Source organism: Solimonas sp. SE-A11, assembly GCF_030345715.1.
Lineage (GTDB): Bacteria > Pseudomonadota > Gammaproteobacteria > Nevskiales > Nevskiaceae > Solimonas_A.
Map to the genome: position 1 here is coordinate 156,811 of NZ_JAUASX010000004.1, position 22,597 is coordinate 179,407.

General features: G+C 65.7%; 22 protein-coding genes and 1 pseudogene. 9 read left to right on the forward strand and 14 right to left on the reverse strand.

Annotated features, from left to right (window positions below):
* Nucleotides 1–41: 41 nt before the first annotated feature.
* Nucleotides 42–1,403: an FAD-dependent oxidoreductase gene (locus tag QT386_RS07065; RefSeq protein WP_289273046.1), complete on the reverse strand. Its 1,362-nt coding sequence runs from the start codon at nt 1,401–1,403 to the stop codon at nt 42–44.
* Nucleotides 1,404–1,498: 95 nt separating this feature from the next.
* Here QT386_RS07065 and QT386_RS07070 point away from each other — a divergent pair, with 95 nt between their 5' ends.
* Nucleotides 1,499–2,131 (forward strand): TetR/AcrR family transcriptional regulator, encoded by a 633-nt coding sequence (locus QT386_RS07070; protein WP_289273047.1) that lies wholly within the window; start codon nt 1,499–1,501, stop codon nt 2,129–2,131.
* Nucleotides 2,132–2,133: 2 nt separating this feature from the next.
* On the opposite strand, the gene QT386_RS07075 is transcribed toward QT386_RS07070, so the two are convergent.
* The 3 genes from QT386_RS07075 to QT386_RS07085 form a co-directional block, all read right to left on the reverse strand.
* On the reverse strand, nt 2,134–2,781 hold the full coding sequence (locus tag QT386_RS07075; RefSeq protein ID WP_289273048.1) for a DUF305 domain-containing protein: 648 nt from the start codon (nt 2,779–2,781) through the stop codon (nt 2,134–2,136).
* Nucleotides 2,778–4,328 (reverse strand): LVIVD repeat-containing protein, encoded by a 1,551-nt coding sequence (locus tag QT386_RS07080; RefSeq protein ID WP_289273049.1) that lies wholly within the window; start codon nt 4,326–4,328, stop codon nt 2,778–2,780. The genes QT386_RS07075 and QT386_RS07080 overlap by 4 nt, the downstream gene beginning before the upstream one ends.
* 93 nt (nt 4,329–4,421) lie before the next feature.
* On the reverse strand, nt 4,422–4,937 hold the full coding sequence (locus QT386_RS07085; protein WP_289273050.1) for a nuclear transport factor 2 family protein: 516 nt from the start codon (nt 4,935–4,937) through the stop codon (nt 4,422–4,424).
* A 251-nt stretch (nt 4,938–5,188) separates the two neighbouring features.
* Between QT386_RS07085 and QT386_RS07090 the strand changes: the two genes are divergently transcribed.
* From QT386_RS07090 to QT386_RS23375, 6 genes and pseudogenes are all read left to right on the forward strand, one after another.
* Nucleotides 5,189–5,803, forward strand: a complete 615-nt coding sequence (locus QT386_RS07090) for a glutathione S-transferase family protein (RefSeq protein ID WP_289273051.1) — start codon at nt 5,189–5,191, stop codon at nt 5,801–5,803.
* A 61-nt stretch (nt 5,804–5,864) separates the two neighbouring features.
* Nucleotides 5,865–7,940, forward strand: a complete 2,076-nt coding sequence (locus QT386_RS07095) for a pyridoxamine 5'-phosphate oxidase family protein (protein ID WP_289273052.1) — start codon at nt 5,865–5,867, stop codon at nt 7,938–7,940.
* Between the two features lie 47 nt (nt 7,941–7,987).
* Nucleotides 7,988–8,302, forward strand: coding sequence for a hypothetical protein (locus QT386_RS07100; RefSeq protein ID WP_289273053.1), 315 nt, complete (start codon nt 7,988–7,990; stop codon nt 8,300–8,302).
* Nucleotides 8,303–8,321: 19 nt separating this feature from the next.
* A complete protein-coding gene (locus QT386_RS07105) occupies nt 8,322–8,531 on the forward strand; it encodes a hypothetical protein (protein WP_289273054.1) in 210 nt (69 codons plus the stop codon).
* 20 nt (nt 8,532–8,551) lie between these two features.
* The gene (locus QT386_RS07110; RefSeq protein ID WP_289273055.1) at nt 8,552–9,442 is read left to right on the forward strand and encodes a LysR family transcriptional regulator; all 891 of its coding nucleotides are present in this window, start codon (nt 8,552–8,554) and stop codon (nt 9,440–9,442) included.
* Nucleotides 9,443–9,520: 78 nt separating this feature from the next.
* Nucleotides 9,521–9,742: pseudogene (locus QT386_RS23375) on the forward strand (TauD/TfdA family dioxygenase); the annotation flags it as partial.
* A 104-nt stretch (nt 9,743–9,846) separates the two neighbouring features.
* On the opposite strand, the gene QT386_RS07120 reads toward QT386_RS23375, so the two are convergent.
* The 4 genes from QT386_RS07120 to QT386_RS07135 form a co-directional block, all read right to left on the reverse strand.
* Nucleotides 9,847–10,569, reverse strand: coding sequence for a dienelactone hydrolase family protein (locus QT386_RS07120; protein WP_289273057.1), 723 nt, complete (start codon nt 10,567–10,569; stop codon nt 9,847–9,849).
* A 394-nt stretch (nt 10,570–10,963) separates the two neighbouring features.
* Nucleotides 10,964–12,634 carry an MFS transporter gene (locus tag QT386_RS07125; protein WP_289273058.1) on the reverse strand — a complete coding sequence of 557 codons (1,671 nt, stop codon included), beginning with the start codon at nt 12,632–12,634 and terminating at the stop codon, nt 10,964–10,966.
* 412 nt (nt 12,635–13,046) lie between these two features.
* Complete coding sequence (locus QT386_RS07130) at nt 13,047–13,433, reverse strand: carboxymuconolactone decarboxylase family protein (RefSeq protein ID WP_289273059.1); 387 nt, start codon at nt 13,431–13,433, stop codon at nt 13,047–13,049.
* Nucleotides 13,434–13,632: 199 nt separating this feature from the next.
* The gene (locus QT386_RS07135) at nt 13,633–14,238 is read right to left on the reverse strand and encodes a TetR/AcrR family transcriptional regulator (protein ID WP_289273060.1); all 606 of its coding nucleotides are present in this window, start codon (nt 14,236–14,238) and stop codon (nt 13,633–13,635) included.
* Nucleotides 14,239–15,001: 763 nt separating this feature from the next.
* Here QT386_RS07135 and QT386_RS07140 point away from each other — a divergent pair.
* The gene (locus QT386_RS07140; RefSeq protein ID WP_289273061.1) at nt 15,002–17,233 is read left to right on the forward strand and encodes an NADP-dependent isocitrate dehydrogenase; all 2,232 of its coding nucleotides are present in this window, start codon (nt 15,002–15,004) and stop codon (nt 17,231–17,233) included.
* Nucleotides 17,234–17,507: 274 nt separating this feature from the next.
* On the opposite strand, the gene QT386_RS07145 is transcribed toward QT386_RS07140, so the two are convergent.
* Together QT386_RS07145 and QT386_RS07150 are read right to left on the reverse strand one after the other, a co-directional pair.
* Nucleotides 17,508–18,545 (reverse strand): PHB depolymerase family esterase, encoded by a 1,038-nt coding sequence (locus tag QT386_RS07145; protein ID WP_289273062.1) that lies wholly within the window; start codon nt 18,543–18,545, stop codon nt 17,508–17,510.
* A 71-nt stretch (nt 18,546–18,616) separates the two neighbouring features.
* Entirely contained in the window at nt 18,617–18,844 is a 228-nt protein-coding gene (locus QT386_RS07150; protein ID WP_289273063.1) for a hypothetical protein, read from the reverse strand.
* Between the two features lie 210 nt (nt 18,845–19,054).
* On the opposite strand from QT386_RS07150, the gene QT386_RS07155 reads away from it, so the two are divergent.
* Nucleotides 19,055–20,035, forward strand: coding sequence for an NAD(P)H-quinone oxidoreductase (locus QT386_RS07155; RefSeq protein ID WP_367401405.1), 981 nt, complete (start codon nt 19,055–19,057; stop codon nt 20,033–20,035).
* 112 nt (nt 20,036–20,147) lie between these two features.
* On the opposite strand, the gene QT386_RS07160 is transcribed toward QT386_RS07155, so the two are convergent.
* The 4 genes from QT386_RS07160 to QT386_RS07175 all read right to left on the reverse strand — a co-directional run bounded on the left by QT386_RS07160 (nt 20,148) and on the right by QT386_RS07175 (nt 22,554).
* Nucleotides 20,148–20,561: a hypothetical protein gene (locus tag QT386_RS07160; protein WP_289273065.1), complete on the reverse strand. Its 414-nt coding sequence runs from the start codon at nt 20,559–20,561 to the stop codon at nt 20,148–20,150.
* Between the two features lie 185 nt (nt 20,562–20,746).
* On the reverse strand, nt 20,747–21,478 hold the full coding sequence (locus QT386_RS23380; RefSeq protein ID WP_367401402.1) for a nuclease-related domain-containing protein: 732 nt from the start codon (nt 21,476–21,478) through the stop codon (nt 20,747–20,749).
* Nucleotides 21,479–21,557: 79 nt separating this feature from the next.
* Nucleotides 21,558–21,956 carry a hypothetical protein gene (locus QT386_RS07170; RefSeq protein WP_289273067.1) on the reverse strand — a complete coding sequence of 133 codons (399 nt, stop codon included), beginning with the start codon at nt 21,954–21,956 and terminating at the stop codon, nt 21,558–21,560.
* 172 nt (nt 21,957–22,128) lie between these two features.
* Entirely contained in the window at nt 22,129–22,554 is a 426-nt protein-coding gene (locus tag QT386_RS07175; protein ID WP_289273068.1) for a hypothetical protein, read from the reverse strand.
* Between the last annotated feature and the right edge of the window lie 43 nt (nt 22,555–22,597).

Consider the following 22,597-nt stretch of genomic DNA (forward strand, 5'->3'; position numbering starts at 1 on the left):
CCGGAGAAGGCCGCGCCACCGCCGCTACTGCGGCTGTGGCGCTACGCCAGACCCGCCACCACCTCAGCGGCAGCGCGTTCTCCGGAGCTGATGGCGCCGTCGATGTAGCCGATCCAGCGCAGCGCGGTTTCAGAACCGGCCCAGTGGATGCGGCCGCAGGGAGCCCGCAACGCATGGCCACAGGTGGTCATGGTGCCGGGAGCCATGAAGCCGGCGTAGCCACCCAGGCTCCAGGGATCGGAGATCCAGTCCTTGTCGATGTAACCGATGGGTGATGCCGCCTGGGGGCCGAAGTAGCGCTGCAGGGATTTCACCGCGGCCTCGCGGCGCCGGGGCTCGTCGGCCCCGGCCAGAACCCGGCTGTGGGCGCCGTCAAAGAAGCCGACGAGGAACCCGTGCTGGCTTCCGGGCGGCGTGGCATCCGCGATGGGGCCGAAGGGCCCCTGGTCGCTGACCACCTCGCCGGACCAGCCCTGCTCGCGCCAGAACGGTCGCTCGTAGGCCACCAGTGCCTTGATGATGGAGCCCATCGGCATGCGCGACTGCAGTTGCAGCCGCGCCGATGACAGCGCGTTGCCGAAGTGGATGCGTGCGGCCTGGGCGGGCGGCAGGGCAACGACCAGACGCGAGGCCTGGAGCTCGCCGCGGCCATGGCGGATGGTCACGCCGGACTCGGACTGTTCGACCGCGTGGACGGGGGCATCCAGCATCAACGCTCCCGGCAGTAGGCGTTGCGCCAGTTGCTGCGCGATCTGGAAGGCACCACCGTGGACCTTGAAGCGCTGGGCGCCCTCCCCCCGGACCTCCACCTGCGTCTCGAGGGAGCCGGCGGCCGAAACGCCGCTCAGCACGCTGAGCAAGGAGATCTCGTGCGGTTCTACGCAACAGAGGGCGCGCATGACGGCCTGCATCAGCCTGCGGCCGCCGCGGGTGTGCAGCGTGCGCTGCATCCACTCCTCCATGGTCATGCGGTCCCAGGCCGCGGCGTCGGCCGCCTGCCAGGGGGCAGCGGGATCGACGCTGCGCGCGGCCCGATTCAGCCTGTACATGCCCCAGGCGGTATCCAGCAGGCCGAGCACCGACATCGGGGGCACGGTGCCCTGGTAGCCGCGCAGCCGGCCGGCGATCTCCATCAGGCGCCGGCCGTCGGCGTACTGCTCGTACACGTGAAGGCCGAATTCCTCGCACAGCGCCAGGGCGTGGCTCTGGCCGGAACCCAGCCATTGGCCGCCCAGGTCGACCGCCTGGCCGCAGAGGCTGCCCCCCAGGGTACGGCCGCCGACCCGGTCGCGCGCTTCGAGCACGCGCACGGTGAGGCCGCGCTCGGCCAACTGCTGTGCTGCGCGCAATCCGGCGACGCCGGCACCGATGACGCAGACGTCCACGCGCTCCGGGGCGGTCATGCTACGGTCCCGCCCTGCGGAAGGGCGCCGCCTGTCAGCTGGAGAGTCATCCTGGGCGTCCTCATGATTAACTATACGCGTAAACAATAATACACATGACCCGATCCGAAGCCAAATCCAGGGGCCGCCCGCGGCAGGCGGCCGTCGATGAAAGCGACATGCGGCAACGCATCGTGGCGGCGGCGCGCAAGCTGTTCCTGCGCGATGGCGTGGAGGCGGTTTCCATGCGCAATCTCGCCGCCGAGGTGGGCTGCTCGCCGATGTGGCTGTACCGCTATTTCGGCAGCAAGCAGGAGATCCTGACGCAGGTCTGGGATGTGTTCTTCGACGAGCTGTTCGCGCGGCTGAAGAAGATCAAGGCGAAGTCGCCGCGGGCGCGGCTGGAGCAGCTGGCCTGCGGGTACTTCGACTACTGGATGGAGTACCCCGAGCGCTTCATGATCGTGTTCCTGCAGAAGGACCTGACGCCCGGCGGCACGCGCGCCTACGTGGAGACGTCGGGGATCGTGCAGCGCTTCGACATGCTGCGGCGGGCGGTCGAGGAGGCGCAGTCAACAGGCGAGCTCGCGGGCGAGGATGCCACCAACATCGCCCAGGGCCTGATGTGCGTGGTGCAGGGGCTGGCGCTGAACTTGATCACGATCCCGGAATATCCCTGGAATGACGGGGCAAAGCTCAGCCGGCTGGTGATCCGTAGCTACCTGTCGGGTCTTTCAGCGCGGGGCTAGCGTCACGGCGCGGGTGATGCGCGCCGGGCCATCAGCGCCATGGTGGCCATTTCCCGGGTCTGCTCCACCACCATCTGCGCGGCCAGCAGGCGTACCGCGGGCGCACGGGCGTTATCGACGGCGAACTGGGCCATGGGCAGCCCGCCCTGGTGGTGCTTCACCATGAGCTGCAGGAACAGCCGGTCACGCTCGTCGCCCTGCAGCGTGTGCAACCGTTGCAGCTCTTCGGCGGTGGCAAGGCCCGGCATGCCGCCGGGTGAGTTGCGGCAGGCGATCAGATAACGGTTCAGGGCCTCGCTGGGCGGCTGTTGGCCCAACAGCATCCAGTCCATGCTGTCGCTGGCCGGCAGCAGCGGCTTGTCCCATAGCAACAGCCAGCCCTTCATCTGGCCGATCTCGATGAGCTGGGCGGCCTGCATGGCGCTGGCCATGCCGGCCAGCTTGCTGCTGCGGTCGGCCAGCAGTATCTCGGTCATGACGATGGCCTGGTCGTGATGGCTGCGCATGAATTGCGCGAAGCCCACATCCACGGCGCTGGGGCCCAAGGCCTGCGGCGGCGAGGCGCGCAGGCCATAGGCGTAGCCGGCGGCGGCGAGCAGCGCCGCGCCACCGGCCAGCAGCAGGACCCGGCTGAATCGGCGCAGGCTCACCGGATAGGATAGACGCCGTTCTGGAAGCCGAGCACGAGGAAACCGTTGTCCATGCAGGTGACCCAGAGCTTGTCGCCGACGAAGCGCGGCGGGGAGCTGCACCAGTCGGCGCTGAGGTTGCCGGAGACGGGGCCGGTGCCGAGATTGTCGAGCAGGCCCGGCAGCGAGGCGACGAAGGCGACGACGGATGCGAGGTCGCGCAGGCCGGCTTCCGGCAGGGTGGAACCGGAGCTGTTGAGATCGGAGATGGTGGGCAGCAGGCCGCCGATCCAGGCATGCAGCGAGTGCTGCAGTGCAAGGCCCTTGCCGGTCTGGGCGGGAGGGTTGTAGTAGGCGATCTCGCGCACGCGATCCGGATCGCGGATGTCGAATACGCGGATGCCGGACTGGAAGTAGCCGCAGGCCAGTGCGGTGGGATTCTCGTGGCGGTCCACGGTGCAGTAGTGCGACTCGTAGCCGAAGGCGCCGTTGCCGGTGACGTCCGCGATACGGGTCCTGGCGTGCTCGATGTGCTGGATCTCCAGCTGGATCTGCTTGACCACCTTGGGCTCGGTGGGATCGGAGATGTCGACGAAATGGATGCCCTCGGAATTGAATTCGTCGGGCACGATCAGGTGCGGCTTGCCCTTCCAGGTGACCGGGATGGCGTGCTGGCCGCAGCTGAGCGGGTTCCAGGTGACGGAGCCGAGCTGGCGCAGCTGCGGAGCCGGCTTGCGGCCCTGCACGTCGCTGACGTCGAGGATGGTGACGCCGCCCGGCAGGCAGGTGGCGAGGTACAAGGTGTTGCCGTCGGCGCTGAACTCCGCGCCGTGGTTGGCCGGGAATCCCTTGAGGCCGGTGTAGACGATCCTGGGCGAGGCCGGGTTGCTGGTGTCGATGGCGGTGATGGAACCAGCGAGCAGGCCGGTGGCCCAGTAGGTCATGCCGTCGGGCGCCCAGTTGCCCTCGTGGCCGAGCACGTTGGTGGGCAACTCCAGGCCGGTGCCGGCGATGCCGTTGAGGTGGACGGGCTTGGTGCAGTCGGAGATGTCGTAGACGTCGAAGAAGGCGGCGCCGGCGAGCGGGCCCACGGCGACGCCGCCCAGCAGCTTGCGCGGCTCGTTGACCTTGAGCGATTCCCAGGTGCCGATGGCCATGGAGGGCCCGGTGAGGTTCGCGGACAGGAAGGGCTGCTCGGGGTTGCTGGCGTCCACCACGTGCACGCCGGGATTGCGCCCCAGCAACTGCAGAGGATCCAGGATGACGCCGCTGGTCGACATGTAGGCGCACTTGTCGTACGAGGGGCTGACCACGCTGGCGCCGGCGCCCTGATACTGGCCGATGACCTCGAGGTTGCACTTGTAGCCAAGCAGGTTGCGGCCGCTCTGGCGATCAGCCAGCGGCACCTGGCCCTGCAGGCCGGTCTCGGGCTGGGAGCCGGGTCCGCAGGCCGCGAGTGCGGTGCCGTTTTCAGGGACGCCCAGATCCGGTGCCTCACTGCTGCCGCAGCCGGCGACCACGGTGAGGACCATGGCGGCCAGTGCCACCCTCAGACCCTGCTGCACCATGCCTACTCTCCTCTGGTTCTTGTGTGACGCGATTTCCAGGGAATATATCGCCATGCGGGGCTGATCGCAGTAGCGACTTTCTGACGCCCGCTGTCAGGACATGGGGGACACAGCGAGACGTCGCCGCGCCCTGGCCTGGAGCTTCACGTACAGGTAGCGACCGATGCGCATCCACAGCGGCATGTTGAGCGTGTAGCAGAGCTCCTGCCGGCGGCTGGCGATGCGCCACCCCTGCTCGCTGCGGACGTAGCGGTCGTGATACCAGATGCCGAACACCACGGTCCGCGTGCCGATGCCCAGCAGGTTCCGGATCACCATCGGGTTGTAGCAGGCCACCTGCCCGGTCGCCTGGTCGCCGGAGATCTCGAAGTGGAAATTGCCCATCAGGTGCATGTGACGGCGGAAGAACGACAGTGACTTCGCCAGCCAGGGCTTGATCTCGGGATACGGGGCATCGATCCCGCCGGTGGCGCTGTAGTCGATGCGGGCGTCGGGCAGGAAGACTTGGTCCAGCCGATGCCACTGGCGTGCATCGATGGCATTGGCGTATTCAACTGCCAGGTCCTGTAGCGCAACGCGATCCCGCACTTGTGCATCGACGTCCGTCATTCCCGCTCCCAGGTCCGTGTACCCCTCGTAACGGTAGGGTATGGACCGCCCCCGACGCCGGCGTCGTCTGCCTGGACGACTCCGGCCCTGCCCGGGGAGCAGGCCGTTCAAGTCCCGGCAAGCCGCCGGGCGATCATTGCATCCAGCGAAACAATGAAGTGCCAAGCCCGGTGATTCTCGCTGGAGCCTGTCTGGGCGAACCTGCATGGGCGGATCGGGAACGGTCCCGTCCACCCCAACAGGAAACCATCATGAAGCTCTATCACCACCCCCTCTCCGGTCACGCGCACCGCGCCCGCCTGTTCGTCTCGCTGCTGGGCCTGCCCCATGAGCTGGTCGAGATCGACCTGAAGTCGGGCGCCCACAAGCAGCCGGCCTTCCTCGCGCTCAACGGCTTCGGCCAGGTGCCCGTGCTCGACGACGATGGCACGCTGGTTTCGGACTCCAACGCGATCCTGGTGTACCTGGCAAAGAAGAACGCCCGCACGGACTGGCTGCCGGAAGATGCGGCCGGGGCGGCGGCGGTGCAGCGTTGGCTCTCGGTGGCGGCGGGCGAGATCGCCTACGGACCGGCCGCGGCACGCCTGGTGACCGTCTTCGGGGCGAAATTCAACCCCGAGGAAGTGATCGGACGCGCTCATACGATCCTGGGCAAGCTGGAGGCGCATCTGGCGAACCGTGACTGGGTGGCGTCCGACCGGCCGACGATCGCCGACGTGGCGCTGTACAGCTACCTGGCGCGCGCTCCGGAAGGCAACGTGGACCTGTCGGGCTACCCGCGCGTGAACGCCTTCCTCGGCCGCATCGAAGCCCTGCCCGGCTTCGTCCCCTTCGTGAAGACAGCGGCCGGCCTCGCGGCGGCGTAACAGCCAGGCCGGGTATGCTCCAGGGCGCACCCGGCCGGCACGATGAACCCGGAGAGCGGACATGGTCGAGATACCCACCCAGCAAAAGCCGTCGGCCTGGCATGCCGGCGAGAAGGCGATCCAGGAATCGCTGGGCGTTGCCGAGCGGATGGAGTCGGTCGGCAAGCGGGTCATCCGCGACTACATGCCGGACCAGCACCGCGAGTTCTACGCGCAGGTCCCGTTCATCGTGCTGGGGAGCGTGGACGGCCAGGGCGATGCCTGGGCCACGCTGCTGGAAGGCCCGCCCGGCTTCATCTCCTCGCCCACGCCGGCCACGCTGGCGATACAGGCGCGCCGGAATCCCCAGGACCCGGCCAGCCGGGGCATGGGCGCCGGAGACGCCATCGGACTGCTGGGCATCGAGCTGCATACGCGCCGCCGCAACCGCGTGAACGGCACCCTGGGCCCTTCGGAGGACGGCCGGCTGCAGTTCACGGTGGACCAGAGCTTCGGCAACTGCCCGCAGTACATCCAGCTGCGGGATCATGCCTTCGTGCGCGACCCGACCGGGGAGTTCCCGGCTGAGGTTCACGCCGGCAGCGTCGTCGACCCGGTGGCGCGCGCGATGATCGAGGCCGCCGATACCTTCTTCGTGGCGTCCTATGCCGACCGCGAAGGCCGCCGCCAGGTGGATGTCTCGCACCGGGGCGGCAAGGCGGGCTTCGTGCGGGTGGCGGAGGACGGCACGCTCACCATCCCCGACTTCGCCGGCAACCTGTTCTTCAACACGCTCGGCAACATCCTGCTCAACGGCCGGGCCGGGCTGGTGTTCATGGACTTTGCGAGCGGCGACCTGCTGCAGATGACCGGCCGCGCCGAGGTCATCCTGGACTCGCCGGAGATCGCGGCCTTCCAGGGGGCGGAGCGGCTCTGGAGCTTCCGGCCGACGCAGGTCCTGCGCCGGCCCGGAGCGCTGGCCCTGCGCTGGAGCTTGCGGCAGGACGGCTGGTCACCCAACTCCCTGATGACCGGAGACTGGGAGCAGGCGGCGGGCCGTGTGCAAGCCGCGGCACTGGCCACGCGCTGGCGTCCGTTCGAGATCACCGGGATCGTGGATGAAAGCCGCTCGATACGCTCTTTCCACCTGCAGCCCAAGGATGGCGCCGGGCTGCTGCCCCACGAGGCCGGCCAGCACCTGCCGATCCGCCTGGCGATTCCGGGCATGGAAAAGCCGCTCATCCGGACCTACACGATTTCAGCGGCGCCCTCCGACGGCGCGTATCGCATCAGCGTCAAGCGCGACGGACAGGTGTCGCAGCATTTGCACGACCGCCTGCGCGTGGGCGACATCATCGAGGCCCGGGCGCCGGCCGGCGCGTTCACCATCGACGCCCATCAGAAGAGGCCGGCGGTGCTCCTGGCGGCCGGTGTCGGCATCACCCCCATGCTCGCCATGCTGCGCCACCTGGTCTACGAAGGCCTGCGCACCCGCGGCATCCGGCCGGCCGTGCTGTTCCACGCCGTGCGCACCCGGGCGGAACGTCCTTTCGAGCGCGAGCTGGCGGAGCTGGTCCGTGCCGCCGGTGGCGCGATCCGCTGCGTTCGCGTGCTCAGCGACGTCGAGGGCGCCCGCGAAGGGGCCGACTATGATGCAGCCGGCCGCATCGACATGGCGCTGCTGGGCCGCTTCCTCCCCTTTGGCGGCTACGACTTCTACGTCTGCGGGCCCGCGTCCTTCACGCAGGATCTCTACGACGGCCTGCGCGACTACGGCACGCCGGATGAGCGCATTCATGCCGAGGCCTTCGGCCCGTCGTCCCTGAAGCGGACACGGGAAGCCACCGCCGCGGCGCCGCCGCAGCCGCCGCCCGCCACCACGCCGGTATCGGTGGTCTTCACCGAATCCGCCAAGGAAGCCCGCTGGACACCGGAATCCGGGAGCCTGCTCGAATTGGCCGAGCTGCGGGGTCTCTCGCCCGAGTTCAGCTGTCGCACCGGCAGTTGTGGCTCCTGCCGTACGCGCCTGCTGTCCGGCTCCGTCACCTACATGAGGCCGACTACCGCGGCCATCGGCGAGGGCGAGGTCCTGCTCTGTTGCACGGCTCCCGCGACGCCGGCAGCTGGACAGGAAAACCGCATCCAGCTCGCGCTGTGAAGTGGAAGTGTCTTGCCCGATTAGCCCAACGCCTCAAGGACAGCCCTATGAAAACTCCCGTTCTCGATGAACGGACGCGGATATCCATCGAGCTGGCGATGGCGGACGATTCGCAGGATGCAGAATTCCATCAGCGACAGGAGATCAAGGCCCGGGCGCTGGGAATGTCCGGCGCGGAAATCGACGCGGCGCGGCGTGGCTGGAGCTTCGACGCGCGTACCTGTATCGCGATGACCCTGGCCGTGGTTGCGGGCAAGGACCCGCAGCGGCACCGCGAACAGGTCGGGCGCGCGTTGCGGGCGGGGCTCAGCTCGCAGGCCTGTCACGACATCGAGGCACTGGCGGCCCGCTTCAGCCACTGAACCCAGGAGAGGATCAACCATGTCACCCACCGCAACGCTGGTCGCAACTCACCTGGGCCCGGCCTCGAGCCCGGCCCTCCTGCAGTCCCTGTGGACCTACCTGCGGGCATGGCGCGGCCCGACGCCGTCCAGCGGTTATGATGAGCCGCCGTCAGCGGATGCCCATGGGGCCATCCTGGAGCGGGATCCCGCGATCCAGCCGGAAACGCTGGCGCGCCTGTTCTGGTAGCAGCCACCCGGGAGAAGTGGATGGATCGCTGGCAAGCGATGCGCATTTTCGTGAAGGTCGCGGAGACGGAGAGCTTCGCCGAGGCGGCGCGCCACCTGCACATGAGTGCCCCGGCCATCACCCGTGCGGTCGCGGCGCTGGAGGAACTGATCGGCGCCAGGCTGTTCGTGCGCACCACGCGCTCGGTCAAGCCCACCGACGCCGGCTCCCGCTACTTCGAGGATTGCCGCAGGATCCTCTCGGACATCGCCGAGGCAGAGGCTTCCGCCGCGGGATCCTATGCCAAGCCCAGCGGCACGCTCGCGGTGACCGCGCCCATGCTGTTCGGCCAGATCCATGTGCTGCCGGTGGTGATGGAGTACATCGATGCACATCCCGGGGTGACTGCCCGGACCTTCTTCGTCGACCGCCCTGTCAACATGATCGAGGAGGGGATCGACGTGGCGGTGCGCATCGGGCACTTGGCGGACTCGGGCTTCACGGCCGTGCAGGTGGGTTCGGTGCGGCGCGTAATCTGTGGCGCTCCGGAATACTTTGCACGGCACGGCATCCCCCGGACGCCTGCCGACCTGCGGGATCATCGCATCGCCGCGTCGACCAGTGCCTGGTCCTCGCCGGAGTGGCGCTTCGCGCAGGATCAGCGCGTGACCGTCCACCCTGCCCTGCAGACCAATTCCAACGAGGCCGCGATCACGGCTGCCACGGCAGGCTGGGGACTGACCCGGGTGCTCCACTACCAGATAGGCCCGGCCTTGCTGGAAGGCCGGCTGCAGATCGTGCTCGGCGACTACGAGGAACCGGCGCTGCCGGTCCACGTGCTCTACCCCGAGGGGCGCCACGCGTCCGCCAAGGTCAGGGCTTTCGTGGAACTGGCCGTGTCACGCCTGCGGGCGAACCGGCTCCTGAACTAGGGAATCTCAGCTGGAGCCGAGCTGCCGCGAGACCTGGGCGGCGCTTTCGCGAAGTTCGCGGCTGATGCGGGTGAGGGCAAGGGCGAGCTGCCGAGCGGCGAGTACGCCAGGAAAATCCGCGAACTGCTGGAACCGCGCGGCGTGCGGGTCTTCCCGAAGATCGATTTCAACGACGAGGAGCAGGTGGCCTTCACCAACACGCTCGGCACCTTCGCGCCTGAGCACGACGGCGAGTTCATCTACAAAGTGACGCTCGATACCAAGGTCAACGCCAAGGCCTACTGCCTGAAGGGCTCCATCGCGCGAAGCACGAGCTCCCTTTTCCGGCGTCGGTCAACGAGTCGCCGCCTATCCTTCGACAGGCTCAGGGCGAACGGCAACTTGAATGGAACGCCTGGCTGCTCTCAACCGCCACCGAACACTTCGTCAAACAACCCTTGCATTGCCACCCAGGAGCGGCGGTCGGCGTTGGCGTTGTAGGCAAAGCCCGGCGTGGCGCGGGTATCGGCATCCGGGTTGGTGAAGCTGTGGACGACATTGCCATGGCTGAGCAGTTGCCAGTCCACCTTGTCGCGGGTCAGCTCGGCGAGGACAGCGGCCAGGGGCTCGGGCTTCATCAGGGGGTCTTCCGCGCCGTGGCAGATGAGGATCTTGGCCGTGATCTGGCCGGCGTCTGCTTCCAGGGGCGGCTGCAGGCCGGCGTGGAAGCTGACGATGGCCGACAGGGGCGCGCCGCTGCGCGCGAGCTCGAGGCTGCAGGCGCCCCCGAAGCAGAAACCGATGGCGGCGGTGCGGGTGGCGTCCACCTGCGGCTGCGCCAGCAGCACCGCATGGGCGGCCCGCAGGCGGGCGCGCCAGGCGGTGCGGTCGCCGAACAAGGCGAGGATCGCGGGACGGACCTGGGCCAGGTCCTGGAACTCGCGGCCTTCGCCGTGGATGTCCACGGCCAGCGCGGCGTAGCCGAGCTCGGCCAAGCGCCGGGCGCGTTGCCGGGCGTGCTCGCCCAGGCCGAAAGCCTCGGGGAAGACCAGCACGCCGGGACGCGAGCCGGGGCGGGTTTCGTCGAGGAAGAACTGGTGGAAGTGGCGCTGGCCGTTTTCGCCAGATTCGATGGTTTGCTGGTGCATGGGCATTTCTCCAGACGTGGCGTGCCGATATTTGATCAGTGTCACAGAAACCCCCTCTCGGCAACTGCTCCATGCGTTGCCCTATCTCGGGGGGCCATCCCCTCGCGTCCACCTCTCCCGCAAGCGGGAGAGGTGACAGCAACACAATTGAAAAAGGTGGAACGGCAAAACCGTTCCGCACAATAAAAGAAGACCCGACGAGGAGAGCCTCCCAGTGCCTGTGCGGCGAAACTGGGCTCGCCGTTGTGAACGAGAAACTGGCTGGCGGGGGGGCTCAGCACCAGGCCGTCGAGGTCCGGGATGATCTTGATGTGGCAGCAGAGACGACTTTTAGCTGCTATTCAACTACCGAACAGATCGCGCCCTTCGCCCGCTTGCCGGAGAGGGTTCTGGTTCAGGGATTGAAAAAGGCCGGATGATCGCTGCGATTGTCCGGCACATCCGCGTGCCAGCGCACGGAGCCCAGCGGGCGCTCCAGGCGGCGGTGCACGCGAGGACCGCTGCCGGGTGTATGGAAGCTGTCCGCCTTGAGCTGCAGGGCGCGGTCGCCCTGGGTGAAACGGCTGCGCTGGCGCAGGTAGTCGCCCCAGGTCGGGCAGTGGTAGCGCTCGGTCCATAACTCCGCGTCGGCGATGTCGCGGGCCAGGGACCAGTCGAAGGCGCCGTTGCGCAGGCGCATACCCTGCAATTGCTGCATCACCTGGTAGAACGCGCGAGCCTGCTCCGGCGCCACGCGGTATTCGATTTCTATCACGATGGGGCCGCTACGGGGCGTGATGGCCAGAGCCACCTCGGGCTCGTTGGCGATCTCGAAGGGCTCGATCGCGGCCGGCGTCAGCGGCGGCATCGGCAACAGGCGGCCGACCAGGGGGGTGAGCATCAGCACCGTGCCCGATACGATGAGCGCGGCCTGCAGCCCCCAATCGGTCGTCACCGCGCCCCAGAACCAGGCGCCCAGGGCGATGCCGCCGGTCAGCGCGGACTGGAACCAGGACAGCGCCCGCGCCGCGACCCAACGCGGGGTGGACAGCTGCACGCCCACGCTGAGCAGCGTGGTATGCAGCAGATAGAACACACCGGCAACGGCCATGATCAGCACACTCAGCAGCAGGCTGTGGCTCAGGCCCAGCAGGATCACCATGAGGCCGGCCGCCACGGAACAGAGGCTCACCGCGGTCTCGGCCTTGAAGCGCTCGCGCACCTCGCTGACCGCCAGTGCCCCGGCGATGGCGCCGATGCCCATGGCCCCGAGCAGGATGCCGTAGGTGCTGGCATTGCCGTGCAGCAGATCGCGGGCCACCAGCGGCGTAAGTGCAGACAGCGAGGCGCCGGCAAAACCAGTGGCGAAGCCGCGGACCATGACGCTGCGCACGGGCGGCGCATGGATGGCATAGCGCGCGCCGGAGATGATGGCGCGGTGCAGGCGCTCCGGCGGCAGGCGCGGCGGCACATGGCGGCGCTGCCACATGTAGAAGGCCAGCAGCAGCGGCAGGTAGAACACGGCATTGATCGCGAAGGTGGCCATTGCACCGGCCGTCACTACCAGCAGGCCGCCGACAGCGGGGCCGAAGCTGCGCGCGATGTTGTAGCTGACCGATGATAGGGCGACAGCGGCCGGCAGGGTCTCCGGCTTGACCTGCTCGATCACCGAGGCCTGCCAGGCGGGACCGTAGAGCGCCACGCCCGAGCCGATCAGGAAGCAGAAGACCAGCAACAACCAGGGCGTGACCAGGCCCAGGCCGGAGAGCGCGGTGAGCGTGGCGGCGCAGAGCGTGGCAAGGCTCAGGCCCAGCATCGCCACCTTGCGGCGGTCGAACATGTCGGCGATAGCGCCGGCCGGCACCGCCACCAGCATCAGGGGCAGCATCAGGGCGGTCTGCACCAGGGCCACCATGCCGGGTGAGGACGAGAGGCGCGTCATCTCCCAGGCCGCGCCCACGCCCTGGATCAGCTGGCCCAGATTGGACAGCAGGCTGGCGGACCAGATGATGAGGAAGCTGCGCTCACGCAGCGGCTCGAAGGCGGCCCAGCGACGGGGCGAAGGCTGGACCGCCGGGGCGCTCATGCGGACGCAGGCCGCTCCCCGCACACGGCCACGCCGCAAACGGCCAGGCTGGCGGCGGGGTGACTCATGCCTGGGGATGACGGTGCATCGATACAGCCTACCCGCTCGCCGTGCCGCGCGCCCCGCCCCGCCGATCGATACGGCTTGATTCCCGTGCCAGTGCCTGGCTCCCCCTTGCACGGGCGCAGGTGGCGCTGTGGCCCGCTGGCATTGCGCGGGCGCTCGCCGTGCGGCAGGGAGACTGCCGCCACCTCCTGGCTGGTGAAGCCCTCCGCACCGCTGTCCGTTTAGGCGATCACGTCCCTGGCGCCGCGCTCACATGGGCCCATCCGCCGGGCCGGCTGCGTCCGCGGCCAGGTCCAGGCCGGCACCGCCCGGCGTCGGGCGTCCGGGCTCCACCGGCGAATCGGGACTACGGCGTCTCGGCCGCCATCGCCGCGACCACCTCGTGATAGGCCCGGTGGCATTCCAGGCCGGCCGGCGCACCGCAGTAGCCGGTGACGTGGAAGAACAGCGCCTTGAGCTCTTCCGGCTTGATGCCGTTGCGCAGCGCGTTGCGGATGTGCACCTTCATCTCGTTGGTGCGGCCCATGGCGCTGACCAGGGCCACGGTAATCAGGGTGCGCTCGCGGATCGGCAGGTCGCCGCTGCTCCAGACCTTGCCCCAGACCGCCTCGGTGACGTACTCCTGGATGTCGCGGTTGAACTCCGGCGCGTTGTGCATGGCGTTGGCCACGTAAGCCTCGCCCAGCAGCTCGGTGCGGCGCGCCAGGCCCTTCTTGAGATTCTCGCTCGTCATGGTTTCGCTCCTGAAAAGTTGGGGTGAAATATTACGTCGCAGACCAGTGCCGCCGGGAGCATCCATGGCGGCATCCCGATGCAGCCGCTCTCTGCGCCGCGCTCCGCGGCGCCCAAGGTCCACTGCCCCAGGAAGATCGACGGCTGCCGCTTCCGGTCCGGCGGCATCGCCCATGCTGGCGACCCGCCCGGCGGAGTGCTCAGGCCTTGGCCTGCCCCGACGGCTTTTGGCCGGGCACCCAGGCCGGCTCGACCACGTTGCGATGATGGATTTCCGCGATTTCGGGGATCGACAGCGGACTGGCCTGGCGCAACCACCACGACAGAAGTTCCAGGGTGCCGCTCACCACCAGCAGCGTCACCACCTCGAACGGCGGCCAGGTGCTGGGCGGCGAACGCTCCGCGGCAATCTCCATGGAGATGCGCAGCAATTCCGAGCGCAGGGCGCCGGCAGCACCTCCGGTGAGCAGCGTGGCCCACAGCGCGCGGCGCTCGTCCACGTAGGTGAAAAGCGCCTCCGAGCCCTCGCGGGCGCTGCGCGCATCCATCACCGGCATCACCAAGCCGATCAAACTGCGGATTTCCTCGGCGGCGAGATCATCCAGCAAGGATTCCTTGGTGGGGTGATGGCGGAAGAACGTCGTGTAGCCGATGCTGGCTGCGGCAGCAATGTCGCGGATGGTGATCTGGTCCAGCGGCTTGGACTCCAGCAGGTCCAGCAAGGCAACACGGAGCGCCTCGCGCGTGCGCACGGCACGGGCGTCGCTCGCGGTCGACAGATGCGGCCGGTAGATCTTGTTCGTCATCCCGATGGGCTAAGAGCTGCGGAACTTATACGAACCATTATAGTTCACATCAAGGGCCGAATCTGGCCTCAGTCAAAATCACCCAAACAGATACCCATGTCAGCCACAGGAACCTGGAAAGTCACGATCAAACCGCCAACCGCCGCGCAGAACACGATCCTTGAGCTCAAGGACCCACGCGGCAAGGTGACCGCCCCCCAGAGCGGCCAGGGCTCGAGGGCAAATCCGGAGACAGCCTTCACAGCCGGAACAACACCAGGAGTTCACCCGTTCCCACAGCAGGCAAGCTGCCCCTCGGCTCCGCGGCCACATCATCCGACTCTGGCCGCTGCTGGCCCGCGGCGCCCCCTGGGCGGCGTATTCGCCGGGCCTGGATGGCAGCAAGCTGTTCTTCGACGGCTTGGCGCACACCGAGCGCGCGCAGTTCCAACCCCGCACTCTGATGCACATGTTCCCAGCGGCAGCCTGGGTTTATCGGCGCGAGTCCCGCAGGCCGCCGTGGCCACTCTGCGCACCGGACACGCGGATGGGCGCGCTGTTTACACTCGTTTACCTGCACGCATTTCCCCAGGCTGTTTATGGCACCCGGAGATGCCGGCAAATGGCTGCCGGAAGCCGTTTCCGGCGAACGGTGGCCATCAGCCGCGTTATCATGCAGCCCAGCGCAGAGGGCCAGCCATGGAGACGCGCCTTTTATGGCGTCGCAACATTTCTTGAGTATTTCCTTGCTGGTTCAAAAATAAAGAACGCCCGGAGACTCCCCTTGAGCAAAGAGCAACCCGCCATTATCTACACCCTGACCGACGAGGCCCCCCTGCTGGCCACCGCGTCGTTCCTGCCGATCATCGAAGCCTTCGCCGCCCCGGCCGGCATCCAGATCAAGACCAGCGACATCTCGCTGGCCGCCCGCATCATCGGCGAATTCCCTGAATTCCTGACCGAATCCCAGCGGCTTCCGGACAACCTCGCCGAGTTGGGCAAGCTGACCCTGCTCCCCGACACCAACATCATCAAGCTGCCCAACATCAGCGCCTCCGTGGCGCAGCTGCTGGCCGCGATCAAGGAACTGCGCGCCAAGGGCTACAACCTGCCCGAATACCCCGAGCAGCCCAAGACCGACGAAGAGACCGCGATCCGCAAGCGCTACTCCAAGTGCCTGGGCAGCGCCGTCAACCCGGTACTGCGCGAAGGCAACTCCGACCGCCGCGCACCCAAGGCCGTCAAGGAATACGCCCGCAAGAATCCGCACTCGATGGCGCCGTGGAGCCAGGCCTCCCGCTCGCACGTCTCCCACATGCACAAGGGCGACTTCTACCACGGCGAGAAGTCGATGACACTCGACCGCGCGCGCAACGTGAAGATGGAGCTGCTGACCAAGAGCGGCAAGACCCTGGTCCTCAAGCCCCACGTGGCGCTGCAGGACAAGGAAATCATCGACAGCATGTTCATGAGCAAGAAGGCCTTGCTCGAGTTCTACGAGACCCAGATCGAGGATGCCCACCAGAGCGGCGTGATGTTCTCGCTGCACGTCAAGGCGACCATGATGAAGGTCTCCCACCCGATCGTCTTCGGGCACTGCGTGAGGATCTTCTACCGCGACGCCTTCGAGAAGCACGGCAAGACCTTCGACGAGCTGGGCATCAACGTCAACAACGGCATGGTCGATCTCTACACCAAGATCGCCAAGCTGCCGCAGAGCGAGCAGGACGAGATCAAGCGCGACCTGCACGCCTGCCACGCCCACCGCCCCGAGTTGGCGATGGTCGACTCCGCCAAGGGCATCACCAACTTCCACTCGCCCAACGACGTCATCGTCGACGCCTCCATGCCGGCGATGATCCGCAACGGCGGCAAGATGTGGGGCGCCGATGGCCGCCTGAAGGACGTCAAGGCCGTGATGCCGGAATCGACCTTCGCCCGCATCTACCAGGAGATGATCAACTTCTGCAAGACGCACGGCGCCTTCGATCCCAGGACCATGGGCTCCGTGCCCAACGTGGGCCTGATGGCGCAGCAGGCCGAGGAATACGGCTCGCACGACAAGACCTTCGAGATCCCGGAAGACGGCATCGCCAACATCACCGACCTGGACACCGGCGAAGTGCTGATGACCCAGAACGTGGAGACCGGCGACATCTGGCGCATGTGCCAGGTCAAGGATGCCCCGATCCGGGACTGGGTCAAGCTCGCCGTCACCCGCGCGCGCCAGTCCAACACGCCCGCCGTGTTCTGGCTGGACCCCTACCGCCCGCACGAGCACGAGCTGATCCAGAAGGTAGTGAAGTACGTGCAGGAGTACGACCTCAAGGGCCTGAAAATCGAGATCATGTCGCAGGTGCGCGCCATGCGTTACACGCTGGAGCGCGTGAACCGCGGCCAGGACACCATCTCCGTCACCGGCAACATCCTGCGCGACTACCTCACCGACCTGTTCCCGATCATGGAGCTGGGCACCAGCGCCAAGATGCTGTCGATCGTACCTCTGATGGCCGGCGGCGGCATGTACGAGACCGGCGCCGGCGGCTCCGCGCCCAAGCACGTCCAGCAGCTCACCGAAGAGAACCACCTGCGCTGGGATTCCCTCGGCGAGTTCCTGGCCCTGGCGGTAGGCCTGGAAGACCTGGGCATCAAGACCGGCAATGCTCGTGCCACGCTGCTGTCCAAGACGCTGGATGCGGCCACCGGCAAGCTGCTCGACAACAACAAGAACCCCTCGCCCAAGACCGGCCAGCTCGACAACCGCGGCAGCCAGTTCTACCTCGCCCTGTACTGGGCCCAGGCCCTGGCCGCCCAGACCGAGGACGCCGAACTCGCCGCTCACTTCGCCCCGCTGGCGAAGAAGCTGGCCGACAAGGAGACGGAAATCATCGCCGAACTCACCGCAATCCAGGGCAAGCCGGCCGACATCGGCGGCTACTACCGCCCGGACCCCGAGAAGCTGGCCGCAGTGATGCGGCCGAGCGCCGCGTTCAATGCGGCGCTGGCGGGGAAGTAGGCAGCTGCCGTCACCGCGCGTACGGGTCATCCGACACGCACGGCCCATAAAAAAGCCCGCCGGAAGGCGGGCTTTTTTATGGGCCGTTCAGGCCATTCAGGGCGCATCTTGATCCACCCCGTACACGCTTTCGTCATGTGGCCGCCATCATCCTGCCTACCGACGCTGCAACCCATCATCGTCAGCAGCGCCAGGCCCAAAAGCCCGATGCCCGAGACCATCCGACCTTGGATTCATAGGACACCGGGTCTACGCCTCACTCACAACGCCGAACTCACAACGCTGATTCCACGCAAGGAAGCGAGGTGTCGGACTTGCGATAGCGCTTGAAGAAAGACCACGCGAGCTCCGCTCCATTCGGAGACGGAGAAAGCACTCCAGCCAGCCCAGGATCACTGGCCTCCCCAGGCCAGAAATGCCCCATGCCTTCGATGCGGACCTGCTCGGCCATCCGGCATCCCTCCGGATCCCTGTAGATGTCGATTTGGTACGGATATCCTCGCTCGGGAACGATGCCGATCGATTCGGCAGGGGTCAATTGAAAGGGTTGGCGGAGCGTCCCGGACGCCACCAGATTGTTCGTCATCAACCATTGCTGCACCGCGTGAGCGCCAGTCTCAGGCCGTACCGCGAGATCCTGTTGGCCCTGGAAGTTGATGACAGGAAGAATGCGTGCCCGAGGGCCCATTGCCTGCCGGGCAGATCGTGCTGTTATTTCGGGGCGCAACACCAGTGGGCCAACCGGCTGGGCGATACCCAAGAGGCCGATGCCATAGCCGCCTGCCTCCACGAGCCCGATGGCGGCAAAGAGGTCCGGGTAAGCGGCACCCAGGATGCTGGTCATGAATCCACCCGCTGACAGGCCGATGGCATAGACGCGCTCCGGATCGACATTCCAGCCATCCAGGACCTTCCTCGTCAGCGCAGCCAGCGCTTCGGCGTCTCCAGCACCCCGCTGCATCTCGGTCGGGTTGTAGAACCTCCAGCTCTGCAGTGGATGGAGAGCATCGTTCTCGTGATCTGGATACATGACGATGAAGCCTTCGCGCTTCGCAACGAGATCGAATCTCGTCACCTCGCGCTGGACTTCCGCAGACATATTGGCGCCGTGTATCACCACGACCAGGGGAACCGAGGATTCACCGACCGAAGAGCCGGGGATATAGACCAATCCACGATACCGGCCAAGCTCGCCTGAGTGATGTATCTCGACCGTCTCGTCGGCCACTCCCGCCTCGTCGCTCTCCCGGTCACAGGCCGAGAGGCACGAAGCCGCAATCGCGAGCCACAGTAGTCCAATACGAAACTTCATGGATTTCTCAAGGATGAAATCCTGTGAACATTAGAAGTTCGCACTCCGGGCTCAAATGATCCTTCCGGACGTCAATTGCTGAATCCGGACATCGGCCGTCGCCATCCATGCCGCACCGCAGCAACGCCGGGCCACTCTCGCTGCTGGAAGCAAGCTGCTCGGTACACGCCTCGGCACGCCGCCTCGTACACCTGCACGTCATCATGCGGCACCACGCAGCTCACCACCATCTCCTTCAGGGTGTCGTGCGGCAGGCCCATGATCTGGCCGCGCATCACGCCGGAGCACAGCGCCAGCAAGGGCGTCGATCTCCAGCGGCGAGACTGCGAGCCGGCCCGCGCGCATTCAAGGCGGCAACCGCCCTTGCTCACTGCCCGGCAAGCCCGACATCCCCTACAGGCAATTGGACCGCGATCGAGGCGCGAGTGAGCCGTGACTGAGCCACGACTCCGGACCCGTCCCTCCGGTTCGCCCCCGCCTGCAGTAAAGTCCGCAGCATGCGCACCTCCATGAATGTCATCGAGATCCGTGAGCCCGGCGGCCCGGACGTCCTGCAGCCCGGCAAGCGTCCCCTGCCCGTCCCCCGCGAAGGCGAGCTGCTGATCAAGGTCAGCGCCGCCGGCGTCAACCGGCCGGACGTGCTGCAGCGCCAGGGCCAGTACCGCGCCCCGCCCGACGCCTGCGACCTGCCCGGCCTGGAAGTGGCCGGCGAGATCGTCGGCGGCCACCCCGGCGACTCCGGTTGGAACTTCGGCGACCGCGTCTGCGCCCTGGTGCACGGCGGCGGCTACGCCGAGTACTGCGTCGCTCCCGCCACGCAGTGCCTGCCGATCCCCACCGGCTGGTCGGCGCTGGAGGCCGCCACGCTGCCGGAGACCTGCTTCACCGTCTGGAGCAACGTCTTCGAGCGCGCCGCGCTAGCGCCCGGCGAGAGCCTGCTGGTGCAGGGCGGCAGCAGCGGCATCGGCGTCACCGCCATCCAGATGGCCCATGCCCTGGGCCACCGCGTCTTCGCCACCGCCGGCAGCGCCGAGAAGCTGCGCGCCTGTGAGGCCCTGGGTGCCGAGCGCGCCATCCACTACCGCGAGTCCGACTTCGCCGAAGAAGTGCGCCGCCTCACCGACGGCCGCGGCGTGGACATGATCCTCGACATGGTCGGCGGCGACTACCTGAAGCGGGAAATCTCCTGCCTGGCCGACGACGGCCGCCTGGTCATCATTGGCCTGCTCGGCGGCGTGCGCGGCGAACTGCCGCTGGCCCAGGTGCTGATGCGCCGCCTGACCGTCACCGGCTCCACGCTACGGCCACGCTCCCTGGCCTACAAGGCCAGTGTGGCCCAGGCCCTGCGCAAACACGTCTGGCCACTGATCGACGCCGGCAAGATCCGCCCCGTGGTCCACGCCAGCTTTCCGCTGGACCAGGCCGCCGAGGCGCATCGAGTGATGGAAGCCGGGCAGCACATCGGCAAGCTGGTGCTGCGCGTTGACTGAAGGTTAGGCGGCAGGCGCCGGCAGCATGCTTCAACCGATCTGAGCCGACTGCCACTCCCTGCTGTACTGATCTTAGCTCAGGAAGCAGGGACGTTGGCTGAACATGATTGGCCTAGACGAACTCATAGCATTCAAAAAGATATGGCTCTGCAAGCACGAGATATCTTCCACACACAGACAAGGTGGCGACAAACCAATCACCTGAAAGCGTCCGGAACGATATTGTTTCTGATGAGTTCTCCAGAGACACTACAACCGCAACGTAGTCTTCGCTTCCGTCAAACGAGTAGCTGACACGAATTCCGTTTATCTGATGGATTGGCTTGCCGCCGAAAGCGCCCAGCGCGTTTTCAAATGACCCGATGAACTCATACGGGTTGTCTTCCAAGACAACGATTTTGGGAGCCTCTCCGAGCATGATCTCGAACGACTCGTCGTGATCGCACGCATATACTTTTCCAGCGCTAGGGATCGTGAAACCGTAGAGTCTCTCAGTGAAATTTGGGATCGGCAGCTTTTTTAGCATGGAAGCGCGCTCATACCTTTCGTGACGTCCAATTCTCGGGCTCATGGGGCTGACTCACCAAAGATGGGGGCGTCGATCCTTGAGTCTATTGTCAGCTCGTGTAGGGCGGGTCTTGACCCGCCGGTCGCGGAAGGCGGGCCAAGACCCGCTCTATATACGCTTTGAGTCGTTCGATTGCAGATGGGTCAGGCCCCACTACCGTGCCTCCGTACGAGGCTTTGAACATGTTCAACATCCGTTCTTCCACTGATAGCAAGGCGCGCAGTTTCAAGCCGGCCCACGCAAAACTGCACTCGATTGACGGACATAACTTCGACCGTCTGCCCACGCAGGTAGTCAATGAGCCCGGGGATGCTAAACACCCCCTGGGGAACCTCTGTCATGAACTCCGCTTCGCCTGTGAAAACGACAACCGATTTGATGGCGCCGGGCGGCAAGAATTCGAGCAAATCTTGCACCGCTCGAACGTGCCGGAAATTCTGAAATATTGGATTCTGAAATCTGAACTTCCACTTGAAAATGACCTGAGTCCAGTTCGCCTGACTCGCGTTGGCGAATATCCATCCTTTGTAGTCCTTGACCTCGATGACGAAAACACCGAACCGAGAAACGAGAATGTGATCAACCTGAGTTGTACCGTCGTTCATCTGAAGGGTAACGTGATTCATCAGATGATAGTCAGGAGGACCGAAGTTCGTCAGCGCGACGCGGGACAGCAGCGCCTCGCCACGATTCTGGAACGAGGCGGCACGCGAGGCACGGCAGCGACCAATGACGAAGCCAACGGCAAGAGCGAGGAGGACATAGATAGTGGTCTTTTTGTCCAACTGCCAATCAAGGAGAAGCTGCGACAGGCGCTGAATCATCGCGCTATTTGACACAGCCGAGATGCCACGTGCGATGTCATCGAAATTCATGGTGCCGCCCAATGCCCCGCTTCAGTGGCGGCCTCGCCTAAGGCGAGAACGTCCACTACAGGCACTTTTCGGCTTAACATCACTTCATCATCCTCTGCGCATCTACCAATGAAGTTTCCGCAATGAGTCGAATGGCGCACAACGGCCATCCTGACATGTAGCCTGGTTGATTGCGCTTCGAGAGTGCAAGGGAAGTAAAGATTGGAGTTTTCTTCTCTAAGCCCTTGTAACTTTCCACGAGGTCGCCGAGCACGCGTGAATTGACGGAATCATTCGGCACTCGATTTGTTGTGCAGTTTCCGTGTTCAAGCGCTGGTTCTAGCTTCGCCAAAACACGAGCCCGCATCTCTGAGATATCTTCTTCCATCTCCTCTGGCGAAGGAAGTTCGTCGGGGGCCAACCCCGCCGTCTGACCCTTGAACCACTCTCGGACGAGTGCATCGATAGTTGGTTCTACTTCCACTACGAGCCGTTCCATCGTAGTCGTACCTTTTCGGGCTCCAGACGAGCATGCAGCCAGGAGGACCCCAAAAGACATGAGGATCACGGCCCATGCTGAAGGAACACTTCTCACGATAGCGGCCTTCTACGTTAGCTCATGTAGGGCGGGTCTTGCCCCGCCGGTCGCGGAAGGCGGCTCAAGACCCGCCCTACACACGCTCCATCTTGCCGCGATAAACGATGGTGCACGCATAAACACCAGCTAATACGCCCGCTCCAGCTGCCGGCGCAAACATGACGGACACTGGAATAGCTTGGCCAAGGACTAAAAGGCGTAAAGCGCTACCGACTCCAACTGCGATGAAGGAATATCCGCCAAGGTGGAAAAACTGCAAGGGCTCATTCAGCAGAAACGGATTGATATCCCAATTCGGATAACGCCATACAGAAGCAGAGCGTGGATTGATTCTTTGCATTCCGACTACGAAAAGCATGCTGACGATGCCGAATAGGAATACGACAACCAACATTGAAGCGGATACGCCTTCAGCAGGTGCAACAAGCTGACTGGTGAGCGCCCCTTGAGCAAATGATAGGGCTACTACCGAGAGCCTAACGATGAATCCAATTTTCATAGAACCCTTCAGATCGTGCAGGGCGGGCCTTGACCCGCCGGTC